We start from the raw sequence: 13242 nt of genomic DNA on the forward strand, positions 1-13242 counted from the left end.
CTCGGCGTGAGTACTCTGCCGGTCGCGGGCGTGGTGTCGGTGGCCGTGTTCATCGCCGCGATCGTCGTGGGGCGTTGGTTCCTGGTGAACGAGTTGCTGACCGACCGGCTGATCAATTCGACCCTGAGCTGGGATCTGGCTGGGATCGTGCTGTACCAGGCGGCGAGCGTCCGCGGTATGCCTGAACTCGCCGATCGGTTGTTTCTCGGTTTCGGTGCGATGGCCTTGGCCAACGTATATGGCCTCGCGCGGCTGCTGGACGGTATGGATCCGGCCGTTCTGCGCGCACGGCAACGCCGGTACAACAGGATCGGCGCCGCGACGGGAACACTCGTCCTGTTCGGACCCGTCCTGGTCGACCTGCTCGGGTTGCCGCTCGGCAGCCCCGCCGTCCAGAACAGAGTCATCTGGACGGCGGGTAGTTTCGTCGGCTCCCTGTGCGGAGCGCTGATCGCTCGCGCTTGTGTGCGAGAACTGCGCACACCCGACCCCACGTCACGGGAGCGTTGGGCCTACTCCGCGCTGCTCGCGGTCGGGCTGTATTGCTGCCTCGCTTCCGCGGTCGGGACGATCAATGTGGCTCGCGGGATGTCCTCTATGGAGCCCGGTTTGCCCTGGGCTGTAGCGAATTTCGTAATGCTTGCCGTGCTGACCGCGTTGATCGCGATCCCGCTGCTCAACGCCGTGCTGGTACGCAGCGGCTTCGATCGGAACGGCCGCGCGTGCAGGCGATTGCATCCTCTGTGGCGCGATCTCACCACCGCCGTCCCGGAAATAGTCTTGCTCCAGGATGATTCGCACCGCGACGAGCCGATGATGCGGTTGTACCGGATGACGGTCGAGATCCAGGACGCACTGCTGCACCTGCGGCCATACGAGCCCGCGCCGTCGGACGAGCCAGGCGTGGAGGACTACGCGAGGCGAATCGCGCACGCGGCACGGGCGAAGGCCACCGGAGAACCACCACGCCCACCCGACGGCAGGCCCGCGGGCGCGGTACAAACACTCGGGACCGACGACCGCGCCACGGGTCTGCGCGATCTGCTCCGGCTCGCCAAGGCGTGGCCGAAGGAGAGCCTCAGGGTGTGACCGGTTCCTGGCGCGTCTCGGCGCGGAGGCCGATGGACACGATGTCCGAGGGCTCGTCGAGTTCGAGACGGTGCCAACGGTTTCGGGGGACGACATAGGCGCTTCCCGCGCGCAGGGCCACCACGGTTTCGGGATCTCCTGCGCGCTCGGGACGCAGGTAGAGGCGGAATCCGCCGGAGAGGCAGCAGACGGCTTCCTCGCTGGACGGGTGGATCTCCCAGTGGTCGGCGTGCACGTCGGCGTCGGTTTCGACGTGGAATGCGGCCAGCTGCCAGCCGCCGGAGTCGTCGGCCATGCGGCGCGGGCCGGTCTCGACGTTGCCGTCCGGGCGGAACTGCAGGGCGCGACTGAACAGATCGATAGAGTTCATTGTGTTTCCTTTCATCGGTTGACTGCGGAAACTTCTTCCAGCAGTGGTTGTTTCGAATCGATAGGACGCCGGGCGGCGGGCAGTACGATGGCCGCGACAACCGCCGCCGCGACGAAGAGCAGTGCGGCAACGGCCAAGCCGAGCGCGTAGCCGTCGTTGAGGCCCACCGGATTCATCCGCTCGCCGGTGCGGGCGGCGGCGAGGGTGGCCAGGGCGGCGACGCCGACGCTGCCGCCGAGTTGCCTGGCGCTGTTGAAGACTCCCGACGCCATTCCGGCTTCGGCGCCCGCGACGCCCATCGTCGCGGCGGTCGCGACCGGCGCGAGGCACAGTCCCAGCCCGAACCCGCCCACCAGCGACGGGCCGAGCACGTCGGCGAGGAACCCGCCGTCCGGACTGATCAGAGCGAACCAACCGATCCCGAGTGCGGCGACCGCTCCACCACCGATCAGCGGCCCGCGCGGCGAGCGCCGCGCCCCGAGCTTGGTGGCCGCCACCGTGCCCGCAATGACCGCGAGGGAGAACGGCACGAACGCCGCACCCGCCGCGCCCGCGCTCATGCCGAGCACCTGCTGCAAATACAGTGACGTCAGGTAGAAGGCTGCGAATTGCGCTGCGGCGGCGAGAAATACGAAGATATTCGCGCCCGTCACCCAACGGCTGCGGAACAACCCGAGGCGAAGCAACGGGTCCGCGGCGCGCCTCTCCCACGCGACGAACGCCGCGATCGTCACCGCCGCGGCGGCCAGCGTCACCCCGGTAGCCGACGAGAGCCAGCCGTACCGCTCGGTGCGGATCACCCCGATCACCAGCAGGCCGACGCCGCCGGTGGCCAGCACCGCGCCCACAATGTCCAGCCGTCGCGCCGCGCCGCCGGGTGTATCGGCGGCGACGCCCGCCAGCACCGCGACCAACGCGACCACCACGATCGGCGCGTTGATCAACATCACCCAGCGCCAGCTCAGGTACTCGGTGAGCAGTCCACCGACCAGCACGCCCATCGCGCCGCCCGCCGCGTTCACCGCACCCCACACCCCGAGCGCTCGAACCCGTGCAGGCCCCTCGGCGAAGGTGGTGGTGAGCGTCGCCAGCGCGGCGGGCGCGACGGCCGCGGCGGCGACTCCCTGAATCGCCCGCGCCGCGACCAGCTCCCACGGCGCCTGCGCCAATCCGCCTGCCAGCGAGGCGATTCCGAAGACGACGAGCCCGCCGAGGAACAGCCTGCGCCGCCCGAACACATCCGCGGCCTTACCGCCGAGCAGCAGGAATCCGCCGAACGTGAGCGCGTAGACGTGCACCACCCAGGCCAGATCGAGGGGCGCGAACCCGAGATCCGCGCGAATCGCGGGCAGCGCCACATTCACCACCGCCATGTCCAACGCGACCATGAACTGCGCGACGGCCACCGCCGTCAACGCAACGCCAGGTCCTCGGCTCCAGTTTTTATACATGTATAAAAACTAACCGCGCGGCAGACCCTTGTCCACACCTTCGTCCCGCCGTACGCGAAGATGGGGCCCATGCCCCCTTCGTCGTCGCAGCGTAAGCCGGGTGAGCGCACCGCACCGGCGCGCCGTAAGCCAGCCGGTGCGCAGGCGGCCGACCATGAACCGCCGGGCGAGCGTGCGAGATCCGGTGAGCGCGCGCCGTCGGAGCGCCGCACCGGCAGGCCCGCGCGCATATCCCGCGCGGAGATCGTCACGGCCGCGCAGGCGGTGCTCGATGCCGAGGGCGTCGAGAAGCTGACGATGCGCAGGCTGGCCACCGAACTCGGCTGCACGCCGATGGCGCTCTACCACCATGTGCGCGACAAAGAAGACCTGCTGCGCGTGCTGCTCGACGACTACGCCGACCAGGTCGCCTGGCCGGACCTGCCGGACGATCCGAAACAGCGAATCCTCGTCGCCGCCACCGCGATGCACGACGTGCTGGCCGCCAGGCCGTGGATTGTCGAGGTGCTCACCGAGGGCGATCTGTTCGGGCTGTCCGCCCTGTGGGTCAGTGAGAACATCATCGACGCGGCCGTCGCCGCCGGTCTCACCCTCGACCGCGCCGCACACGCGTACCGCGCCATCTGGCACTACACCGCGGGCGAAATCCTGATACGCGGCAACGCCGTTCGCCGCGCCGCCGACGAGCGGCCCAGCTACCGTGACCAGGTCTTCGCCGACCTCGACCCCGAAACGCTGCCGCGCCTGGCCGAACTCGGGCCCCGGTGGACCGCCCTCACCACCGCCGACAATTACGCCGATGGTCTGCGCGCCCTTGTCGACGGACTACTCGCGCAGCGATCCGACCGAAGGTGATCTTCGGCCGGATGCTCGCGCAAACCTAGAGGCTGACCCGCTGCTCCGGCGGCAGGAACAGCTCGTCGCCTTCCTTCACCTCGAAGGTGGTGTAGAACTCCGCGATATTGCGCACCACCTGGTTGCAGCGGAACTCGTTGGGGGCGTGGGTGTCCTGGAGTCGCGAGATGGCGGACTCTTCCGTCTGCTTCTCCCGCCAGGTGCGGGCGTGCGAGAAGAACATCTCGCGGTAATCGGGTGTGATTTCCTCGCGTTCGGCGGCTATCCGGTAGGCCGCCAGCGCGATCTGCAGGCCGCGCAGGTCGGCCAGGTTCTCGCCGACCGTCAGCTTGCCGTCCACCTTGTACTTGGGGTCGAGGCCTTCGGGCACCAAGCCGTCGAACTGCGCGATGACCTGATCGGTCTTGGCCTTGAACGCGGCCAGATCCTCCGGGGTCCACCAGTCGCGGCGATTGCCGTCGCCGTCGTACTTGGCGCCCTGGTCGTCGAAGCCGTGGCCGATCTCGTGGCCGATGGTGGCGCCGACCGCGCCGTAGTTGACCGCGGTGGTCGCGTCTTTGTCGAAGTACGGCGGCTGCAAATACGCGGCGGGGAAGGCGATCTCGTTGTTGGTGGGGGAGTAGTAGGCGTTCACCGTCTGCGGCGACATCGCCCACTCGGATTTGTCGACCGGGGTACCGAGCCGGTCGAAGGCCCGCTTCACCTCGAAAGCGTTGACCGCGCGCAGGGATTCGATCAGCTTGCCCCTGGTGATCGTCAGCCCGGAATAGTCGACCCACTTGTCCGGGTAACCGATCTTGACGTTGATCTTGGCCAGCTTGGCGAGCGAGGCCTCGCGGGTGGGCTGCGACATCCAGGACGAATTGGTGAAGTTCGCCCGGTAGGCGGTCATCAGGTCGGCGATCATCTCCTGCGCGCGCTGCTTGGCCTCCGGCGGGAAGTGCTCGTCCACGTACAGCTTGCCGAGCTGCTCGCCGAGATTGTCGTCGACCACGCCGACCGCCGATTTCCACAGCTCAGGGCGCTCCTCCAGGCCGCCGAGCACCTTGCCGACGAAGTCGAACCGCGCATCGGCGATGGCCTTGGGCAGGAAGCGGGCGTAGGCGTTGGTGACGTGCACGCGCAGGTACTCCCGCCACTGCGCGATATCCACCTCCGCCCACAGCTGCCCGGCCGCGGTGACGAACGACGGCTGGCCGACCACGATCTTCTCGAACAGCGATCGCGGCCGGTCGGTGTTGCCCGCCAGCCACTGATCCCACTCGAATTGCGGTGCGAGAGCCTTCACTTCGTTCCAGCTCATCAGGTTGTAGGTGGCGTCGGTGTCGCGCGAGCGAACGCGGTCCCAATGCGCCGCCGCGATCCTGGTCTCGAGGTCGAGCACCCGCTGAGCCAGCCCCGCCGGATCGGGGAACCCCGCGCCCGCGGCCATTTTCTCCAGGTAGACCTTGTAGCCCGCGATCCGGGCGGCGAACTCGGGCTTGCGGTACTCCTGCTCGCCGAGCATCAGGCCGGACTGCCCGATCGAGGGGATGTAGGCGTTGGAGTTCTTGCGATCGATGTTGATGCCGAGGCCGATGAGGCCGCCGATCGGCAGCTCGGCCATCACCTTGGCCAGATCGCCCTTGGTGGCCGCGCCGTCGATCTTCGCGAACAGGTCGGCCAGCGGGCTCATGCCGAGCCGCTCGATCTCCTCCAGGTCCAGCCTGGCGTCGTACAGATCGCGGATCTGCTGCGCCTCGGAGCCGGGCTTCGGGTCCTCGATGCCCTCGATGATGGCCCGCAGCTGCTCGGTGGTGCGATCGATCGCCTCGCTGATCGCGCCGACCTCGGACTTGTCCGGCGGTAGCTGGTAGTCGCGCAGCCAGGCGCCGTTGACGTGCCGGTACAGATCGTCCTGCGGGCGGACGAGCTGGTCGGCCCCGCCCATGTCGACGCCGGTCAGCCGCACGGTGCTGGCGTCGCCGTCGCTCGTGCAGGAGGACAGCAGCGCCGCGGCGGGAGCGGCGACGCCGAGTGCGATCAAGAAGGCGCGGCGGTCCAGCTGGACCCGACGACCGGTTGATGTCACGTGAATCCTCTCCCCGATGCGGTCCACGCCCGCACGTTGTGATCGATGGCGACGTTCGTTCGCGCCGAGGCTACCGGCGCGGAGGGGTCCGGGCACGGATTCCTGGGTCGACGTCCCCGATTTGGGAACGACCTGGGGATTCCCATACACTAGACCGGTTGCCTGCGGGAGCTGTGCCCGCGTCCTGGCCGCGAACCCCCAGTGGTTGGCTCTCGAGTTCTTGCTCAGACCATACGAAACCGCTGGCAGGCGCGCGTTCGGGTGGTGACACGACCATGCCCGTCGGGTCGGCAATCCGGCGTGCGTATACGTCCAGGTCAAGGAGGCTGAAGTGATTCAGCAGGAGTCGCGACTGCGCGTCGCCGACAACACGGGTGCGAAGGAAATCCTCTGCATCCGCGTTCTCGGCGGTTCGTCGCGTCGCTATGCCGGTATCGGCGACATCATCGTCGCCACCGTGAAGGACGCCATCCCCGGCGGCAACGTCAAGCGTGGTGACGTGGTGAAGGCCGTCGTGGTGCGCACCGTGAAGGAGCGCCGCCGTCCGGACGGTTCCTACATCAAGTTCGACGAGAACGCCGCCGTGCTCATCAAGGCGGACAACGACCCGCGCGGCACCCGTATCTTCGGCCCGGTCGGCCGCGAGCTGCGCGACAAGAGGTTCATGAAGATCGTCTCGCTGGCTCCGGAGGTGCTCTGACATGAAGGTGCACAAGGGCGACACCGTGCTCGTCATCTCGGGCAAGGACAAGGGCGCCAAGGGCAAGGTCATCCAGGCCTACCCGGCGACCAACAAGGTCCTCGTCGAGGGCGTGAACCGGATCAAGAAGCACGTCGCGAACTCCGCCAACCAGCGCGGCGCCTCCTCGGGCGGCATCGTGACCCAGGAAGCCCCCATCCACGTGTCGAACGTGATGGTCGTCGACTCCGATGGCAAGCCGACCCGTATCGGCTACCGGACCGACGAGGAGAGCGGCAAGCGGGTCCGGATCTCCCGTAAGAACGGGAAGGACATCTGACATGACCACTTCTGAGCAGACCCAGCCGCGCCTGAAGCAGCGCTACCGCGCCGAGATCAAGGACGCGCTGAACAGCGAGTTCAACTACGCCAACGTGATGCAGATCCCTGGCGTGGTCAAGGTCGTCGTGAACATGGGTGTCGGCGACGCCGCCCGTGACGCCAAGCTGATCAACGGTGCCGTCGAGGACCTGGCCCTGATCACCGGTCAGAAGCCGCAGATCCGCAAGGCGACCAAGTCCATCGCGCAGTTCAAGCTGCGTGAGGGCATGCCGATCGGTGCGAAGGTCACCCTGCGCGGCGACCGCATGTGGGAGTTCCTGGACCGCCTGGTCTCCATCGCGCTGCCCCGTATCCGCGACTTCCGCGGCCTGTCGCCGAAGCAGTTCGACGGCAACGGCAACTACACGTTCGGCCTGAGCGAGCAGTCGATGTTCCACGAGATCGATGTGGACAAGATCGACCGCCCGCGCGGTATGGACATCACCGTGGTGACCACCGCGACCAACAACGAAGAAGGCCGTGCCCTGCTGAAGCACCTCGGCTTCCCGTTCAAGGAGAACTGAACACATGGCTAAGAAAGCACTGGTCAACAAGGCCAACGCCAAGCCGAAGTTCGCGGTGCGCGCCTACACCCGCTGCCAGCGCTGCGGCCGCCCGCACGCTGTCTACCGCAAGTTCGGCCTGTGCCGCGTGTGCCTGCGCGAAATGGCGCACCGCGGCGAGCTGCCGGGCGTGCACAAGAGCTCCTGGTGAGCTCGCGCTCCTGGTGAGCGCGCACGCATAACTGAACAACGCACGAGGGCACGGACTTTCAGCGAGTCCGTGCCCTCGTGCACGTTCACGGTCGGCGATAGCGTGATGGTTTCCCAGCCGAACTCAGTACATACGCCGCGGTAGCCGACTCTGCAATTCCGCGAAGGTGACCGCCAAAGTCACCGGTTCGGTGAGAACCAGCGCATCGGTGTGGGTGTGCCGCGTGATGTAGCGTCGTCCCGACCAGTCGAGTCGGCATTCCTCGATCTCGGTGATCTGCTGCCAATCCTTGGCGAAGTGCACGATCAGGTAGACGGGAATGCCCTCCCGCGCATACAACTCACGCTTGATGCCGATATCGGTGTCGACGGTGTCCTCCGAAGTGACCTCGACGACCAGAAGCGTCTGTCGGGCGACGAATTGGACGTCATACGGGCCATCCGTGCAATCGCGCAGGACCAGATCCGGATACCTGACCCGCAACCGCCGAAGCGGGTCGACGAGATCGGCGTCGGCCAGACGCATCGGAGTGTCGCTGTGCACCTCTCGGCAGGGGCCTTGCGGATCGATAGCGTATTCGACCGCTGAAGCCAGTCTCCTGATGACGAGATCGTGTTCAGGAGACTGCGCCATGGCCGTGATCATCACACCGTCATGGATCTCGCCGAAGGAGTCGGGTTGTCCCGCGAGAAACTCCTCCACGGCGACGAGGCGAGGTGGCTCGTTCTGCGGTGTCGACATGATCCTCACCCTACCTACGGCAGGTCGCTCACCCGCCCCGATGCATGTACGTCGAGGGGAGCTGCTCCTGTGAGCGGGCGCGGTAGGCGCCACGTATTCGAACGACGCCTCGCCAGCCCGGAGGATGACATGCGGACATCAGAACCTGAACCGCCCGGTGCCCCGCCGTCCCACCCGATAGGAGTGTCTCCGCCTCCGCTTGTGCCATGTGGTGAGCGCACACATAGCGCAGGGCCCTTGTGCGCGCCCGGCAGCTCGCCGCAGTGCGCCATTTCGTGTAGGCACACGCGGCGACCGCGCACGGAATACTGAACACGGACTCCGAGCGAGACCGGGCCCTCGAATATTCGACTTGCGGAGCGCCCGATCAGAATTCGAATTCGGACCACGGGATGTGGATCGGAAACGGGAAGTTCGTAGCGATCGCGTCGGAGTCCTTCGGCGCCCACGAACCGGCCATCCGGAGCGAGGCGATCGCCGGCGAACTGGAAATGCATGGTGTCCATGCGTCGTCCGCGTGCTTGGGCTCTCAGATGGTGCGGGGCGACACCAGCAGCTTGAATCCCGAAGGTTTGAGGGTGATCTGCTCCTTGATGTCGAGCTTGTAGCCGGGGTCGTGCTCGAAGTCGAATGCGTGCAGGAGGTGTGCCAAGGCGAGCATCACTTCGTGGTAGGCGAACTGGCGGCCGATGCAGGCGCGTAATCCGGTGCCGAAGGGTTTGTAGGCGCGCTGGTCGCGCTGGCGGCCGGGTAGCCAGCGGTCCGGGTCGAATTCCTCGGCGTCCTCGCCCCACACCGCCTTATCTCGGTGGGCCTGGAGTGTCAGGACCAGAACCCACTCACCGGCCTTGAAGTGGTAGCGGCCGTCGCCGATCACTACATCGTGACGAGCCTCCCGGAAGTATCCCGGCGCGATCGGCCACAGCCGCAGCGTCTCGTCGACAATGCGCCGGATGTACCGCAGTTTCGCGACGTCGTCGAACGCGATCGTCGGGTGGGTCCGGCCCGGGAATCGCTCAGCCAGCTCCTTGCGTGCCTTCGCGGCGATCTCGGGATTGCGTGCGATCTCGTAGAGCGCGAAGGCGAGCACGCCCGCGCTGGTCTCGTGGCCAGCCACGAGGAAAGTCAGGATCTGGTTGCGGATGTTGAGGTCATCGAGCTTCTCGCCGGTCTCGGGATCCGGGACGGTGAGCATGCGGTCGAGCAGGTCGCCGTGCCCGCCGACGGTGCCGCTGGACTTGCGGGTAGCGATGATCTCGTCGACGACTTGGTGAACGTAGGCGATGTCGCGTTTGTGCTGGACGGCGGCGGGGCGGCCGATGGTCTTCTGGATGAACGGCGGGAGGTTGGCGTTGCTGTTGATGTACCGCAGTCCCCGCAACATGGTCGCCACGAACGGGTGGGTCTTCTCGCGGGTGAACGAGTCGAAGGTGAAGTCGAATCCGCACTTGCTGATGACCTCGAGGGTGAAGCGGTTCATGTCCTCCGCGACGTCGACCCACTGGCCCCGGCGCGAAGCCCAGTAGGCGATCAGGTCGCCGGCCACCGCATTCATCGTGTCGTGGTAGCCGATCATGGCCTCCTTGGTGAAGGAGGGGGCGAGGATGTTGTGGGCCTTCTGCCAGTTCGGCTCGCTGTTGTACGCGGTGAACAGGCCATCGCGGGCGACGGGCCGGATCTTCTTGAACAACACCCCGACGTGCTTGGTCCAGTTCTTCTCGTCGTTGATCTCGGCGATCAGGTCGGCGCCGGAGACAACGATCATGGGCCAGTCCATGATCCGGCGCTCGAAGATCGGCCCGAGCGTCTGCGCATCACGCATCGACATCTGGGTGGGCTTGATCGGGTCGGTGGTGAGCAGATCGCCGACCACCGGCAACCTCCACCGCGGATGCGGAAGCGGAAGTCGGGATTCGGTGGTCGAGGGCGTGCGAACGGCCATTGGAGCTCCTATCGGGCCTGCGACGTGTCGCGCCGCTGGCCGTGGGTGGTGATCAGACCGCGTACTTGCGGCCATGCGTGGGCGAGCGCGAGCAGTTCGTGAAGCTCGGCATTGAGGTCCCGGACGCCGGGTTGCGCTCGGTTCTTGGGTTTCGCGGGGCTGTCTACCGGCGGTCGTCCGGCCGTTTTCACGACGATGGCCTCGGCGATGCGGCGGGTATAGACCTGCGGATCCTGGTAGTCGGCATCATCGAGACTGACATAGCGGCGCAGGTGCAGCAGGCTGTCGCGGATCTCCATTGTCATGCGGTGGAGCCGGATTGCGGGGTCAGGCGGCCTGCGGTCGGCTGTGGTAGCGAGTACGACCTCGGGTACGGCGGCGGTCAGGTCGGTCCACAGCGGTTGCAGCCGGCGAAGGTAACGGCCGGTGCGATCGTGGCCGAGGCGCGTGATGAGCGTGCTGATCAGGGGGATCGCCGAGACGCTGACCGCGCGAAGAATGTGGAGGTGGCGAAGGACAAGGCCTTGCGGTGCATTTCGGGATCGAGGACCGGCTGGTCTGTCAGCGCACATCCGATCGTCTCGATGACGATGGTGCTCGCGTCGAGCCCCAAGGCGACGGCGGTGCACAGGATGACGACGAAGACCACACGCTCCTGGCGGGTGATGTCTCCGGTCAGCATCTCTCGGACGCAGATCCTGCCGACGAGTACGGCGGTGATACCCACGGGCAAGCAGAAGGAGATCCAGAGAACGACGGTTGGCCAGCCGAGAAGCTGGTCCACCAGTAGGTTCGCGCGGCGTGCCGGTGTTCCAGCGACAAGGATGACGACGGTGACGGTGGCGACGATCAGGTCGTAGGTGCGCTGTCGTCGCCACGCGCTGTCCGGGTCTGCACCGTCCCACAACTTCGCGATGCCGTAGATGTTGGACACGATGAGCAGGATCGCGCCGAAGGAGAGTTGGCGGGCGAGGTTCACCACGGTGTCGTCGTCGCCGGGAAGTGCCGAGGTCAGGGCCTGCTCGAACCATGATTCTCGCAGCAGCATGCCGACCAGCGATGTGGCGATCGCACGGTTGATCAGCCTGTCGACGATGGTGTCGCGCAGCAGCAACCATCGACCGATCAGGGTCAGGGCGATGCCCACGATCATGGGCACGGTGAGGTATTCCGGTATCGGGGAGGTCATCTCACCGATGCCGTGCGCGAAAGAAGGTCGACCGTATCCGACTTGCGCGCCGACGGGGCAGCATTGCGTGGACCATCAGCAGGTCGGCGAACGCTTCGGCGTCGTGCTCCCGATCGCTGCCGTAGTCGGCACGTCGCAGCACGCTGCGGATCGCCTCGGCCGATAGCGACGGCATCAGTTCGCGCAGGGGGAGGTCACCGGCGTCGTCGGCGTTGTCTGCCTTGCCGATTCCGTGTCCGAGCAGCATGTGCCCGATCTCGTGAGCGATGATCTGGTCGTTGTGCCACGGTGTTTCGCCGCCGTACATGATCACGTCGTCGTGCTCGCGGGCGATCCACAGACCGGACCCGGTGCCGCAGCCTGTTCCCGCCAAGGCATCGGGATCGATCGAGCACAGGTGGATCGGGCGCCCCCGGTATTCGGCCACACGGGCTACGTATGCCGACGTATCCCACGGGTAAGGGATCTCTATGACGCGGGCCAACTCCCTGAACTTGGCTGTCAGCTGGTCCACCACACCGCCATACGTTCAGCGTCAGCGTCGGGTTGACCAGCACGCGCCGCCGACTCCGAAATGCTCAGTTCAGGCTCTGTGTGTGGGTGGAATATCGTGAACAGTTGTTCGGCTGAAGAGCGACGAGGCCGGAGAGAACCCCCACTGACCGGCATGTACTACACCTCTTTGCTGTGCTGGACACTCACGTTCGAATGCCTACCCCTGCTCGCGGCGCTGACCCCATCGTCGACTGTGGCGCCTTGAAGCGGACGGCGGTACAACCCAGTCCCTCGGCACCTGGAGATTGCGGTCCGCGGGCGCGAAAAGTGGTCGTCGAGCACTGTCTTCGGCCCGTAGTTCACTACGTCCTGAGTTCCGTTGAGCTCCAATGCATCTGGGACTGCCGCGAGTCTACCGACTTCGCGATCGAGGTACATGGTGATGGGTGGCGCAGATAGTGGATCGCGGAAGAGGTTGTGGCATTGCAGGATTGGGCAACACGCACCGGTCGCCGCGACCGCAGCGTCGAGTCGAAATCGGCCATGCCGACGCCGCTCGCGCGCGTCGTTCGGTCTTGTGCGAGTTCAGAACTCGAGTTCGGACCAAGATATGTGGATGGGGAACGGGAACTGGATTTCGATGGCTGCGGAGTCCTTCGGAGCCCACTTCCCGGTCAGCAGGTAATTGGCAGGGTAGAGCGGGTGGACACCCGGTGGAAGCTGGCCATGTGTGGTTTCCAGCGCAAAAGCGCGGACCATCGCGATGGCGCTCGTCTCGCGTTCGAGGGTGACCTCCCAGTACCAAGGGATGCCTGCCTTCGCATAGCGTGCCCGTTTGGCGTCCATGTCCGTCTGGCTGTTCGATGGCGACAGCACTTCCCCGACCAGCAGGGTGTCGGTGGCGCGAATGTCCTGGTAAGCGTGTTCGAGGCAACGATGCACCAGGAAGTCCGGCGTCAGAAAATCCGACTTGCCACTGGCTCCGAGGAAGACGTTCGTCTCGGTGGTGACGCCCCAGCATCGTTCTGTTCGGTTCGACATATCCGCTTGCGCGCAGCGCCTGAGGGCACTCCACAGCAGGTTCGTAAAGGTTTGGTGCTCGGAGGGTCCACGACGCAGCCAGACGACCCGCCCTTCCCATAGCTCGATCTGCTCGGCGATCTCCTCGGGAAGTTGTCCGAGCTCCTCCCAGGTCAGATACTCGGGGAGGTCCGGCCGTTCGATGTGCGGACCCGACATGGACCTATGGTAGCCGGGCCGTCGGT

At 66.1% G+C, this 13242-nt stretch carries 15 protein-coding genes; 6 read left to right on the forward strand and 9 right to left on the reverse strand.

The window, feature by feature from the left end; translation table 11 throughout:
• Positions 1 to 6: 6 nt before the first annotated feature.
• Positions 7 to 1089, forward strand: coding sequence for an MAB_1171c family putative transporter (locus tag AB0H50_RS22695; RefSeq protein ID WP_357455920.1), 1083 nt, complete (start codon positions 7 to 9; stop codon positions 1087 to 1089).
• On the opposite strand, the gene AB0H50_RS22700 is transcribed toward AB0H50_RS22695, so the two are convergent.
• Both AB0H50_RS22700 and AB0H50_RS22705 read right to left on the reverse strand, forming a co-directional pair.
• Positions 1079 to 1459 (reverse strand): cupin, encoded by a 381-nt coding sequence (locus tag AB0H50_RS22700; RefSeq protein ID WP_357455923.1) that lies wholly within the window; start codon positions 1457 to 1459, stop codon positions 1079 to 1081. The genes AB0H50_RS22695 and AB0H50_RS22700 overlap by 11 nt on opposite strands.
• A gap of 11 nt (positions 1460 to 1470) precedes the next feature.
• The gene (locus AB0H50_RS22705; protein ID WP_357455925.1) at positions 1471 to 2910 is read right to left on the reverse strand and encodes an MFS transporter; all 1440 of its coding nucleotides are present in this window, start codon (positions 2908 to 2910) and stop codon (positions 1471 to 1473) included.
• A gap of 69 nt (positions 2911 to 2979) precedes the next feature.
• Here AB0H50_RS22705 and AB0H50_RS22710 point away from each other — a divergent pair, with 69 nt between their 5' ends.
• Complete coding sequence (locus tag AB0H50_RS22710) at positions 2980 to 3765, forward strand: TetR/AcrR family transcriptional regulator (RefSeq protein ID WP_357455928.1); 786 nt, start codon at positions 2980 to 2982, stop codon at positions 3763 to 3765.
• A gap of 25 nt (positions 3766 to 3790) precedes the next feature.
• On the opposite strand, the gene AB0H50_RS22715 is transcribed toward AB0H50_RS22710, so the two are convergent.
• The gene (locus AB0H50_RS22715) at positions 3791 to 5836 is read right to left on the reverse strand and encodes a M13 family metallopeptidase (RefSeq protein WP_357455930.1); all 2046 of its coding nucleotides are present in this window, start codon (positions 5834 to 5836) and stop codon (positions 3791 to 3793) included.
• A 331-nt stretch (positions 5837 to 6167) separates the two neighbouring features.
• Between AB0H50_RS22715 and rplN the strand changes: the two genes are divergently transcribed.
• From rplN to AB0H50_RS22735, 4 genes are read left to right on the forward strand one after another with little or no spacing between them, the layout of a single operon-like run.
• A complete protein-coding gene (gene rplN / locus AB0H50_RS22720) occupies positions 6168 to 6536 on the forward strand; it encodes a 50S ribosomal protein L14 (RefSeq protein WP_054815839.1) in 369 nt (122 codons plus the stop codon).
• Position 6537: 1 nt separating this feature from the next.
• Complete coding sequence (rplX, locus tag AB0H50_RS22725) at positions 6538 to 6855, forward strand: 50S ribosomal protein L24 (RefSeq protein WP_068056941.1); 318 nt, start codon at positions 6538 to 6540, stop codon at positions 6853 to 6855.
• 1 nt (position 6856) lies between these two features.
• Positions 6857 to 7420, forward strand: a complete 564-nt coding sequence (gene rplE / locus AB0H50_RS22730) for a 50S ribosomal protein L5 (RefSeq protein WP_357455933.1) — start codon at positions 6857 to 6859, stop codon at positions 7418 to 7420.
• 4 nt (positions 7421 to 7424) lie between these two features.
• On the forward strand, positions 7425 to 7610 hold the full coding sequence (locus AB0H50_RS22735; RefSeq protein WP_014981705.1) for a type Z 30S ribosomal protein S14: 186 nt from the start codon (positions 7425 to 7427) through the stop codon (positions 7608 to 7610).
• Positions 7611 to 7733: 123 nt separating this feature from the next.
• Here AB0H50_RS22735 and AB0H50_RS22740 read toward each other — a convergent pair whose 3' ends face one another.
• The 6 genes from AB0H50_RS22740 to AB0H50_RS22765 all read right to left on the reverse strand — a co-directional run bounded on the left by AB0H50_RS22740 (position 7734) and on the right by AB0H50_RS22765 (position 13216).
• Entirely contained in the window at positions 7734 to 8351 is a 618-nt protein-coding gene (locus AB0H50_RS22740; RefSeq protein WP_357455936.1) for a Uma2 family endonuclease, read from the reverse strand.
• 529 nt (positions 8352 to 8880) lie between these two features.
• Positions 8881 to 10293 carry a cytochrome P450 gene (locus AB0H50_RS22745; RefSeq protein WP_357455939.1) on the reverse strand — a complete coding sequence of 471 codons (1413 nt, stop codon included), beginning with the start codon at positions 10291 to 10293 and terminating at the stop codon, positions 8881 to 8883.
• Between the two features lie 8 nt (positions 10294 to 10301).
• Positions 10302 to 10865 (reverse strand): MAB_1171c family putative transporter, encoded by a 564-nt coding sequence (locus tag AB0H50_RS22750; RefSeq protein ID WP_357455942.1) that lies wholly within the window; start codon positions 10863 to 10865, stop codon positions 10302 to 10304.
• On the reverse strand, positions 10757 to 11482 hold the full coding sequence (locus tag AB0H50_RS22755) for a hypothetical protein (protein ID WP_357455945.1): 726 nt from the start codon (positions 11480 to 11482) through the stop codon (positions 10757 to 10759). Before AB0H50_RS22755 ends, AB0H50_RS22750 begins: the two co-directional genes overlap by 109 nt.
• 1 nt (position 11483) lies before the next feature.
• A complete protein-coding gene (locus AB0H50_RS22760; RefSeq protein ID WP_357455948.1) occupies positions 11484 to 11996 on the reverse strand; it encodes a hypothetical protein in 513 nt (170 codons plus the stop codon).
• Positions 11997 to 12562: 566 nt separating this feature from the next.
• The gene (locus AB0H50_RS22765; protein WP_357455951.1) at positions 12563 to 13216 is read right to left on the reverse strand and encodes a Uma2 family endonuclease; all 654 of its coding nucleotides are present in this window, start codon (positions 13214 to 13216) and stop codon (positions 12563 to 12565) included.
• Between the last annotated feature and the right edge of the window lie 26 nt (positions 13217 to 13242).

Origin of the sequence: Nocardia sp. NPDC050793 (assembly GCF_040654065.1) — a bacterium.
GTDB lineage: Bacteria > Actinomycetota > Actinomycetes > Mycobacteriales > Mycobacteriaceae > Nocardia.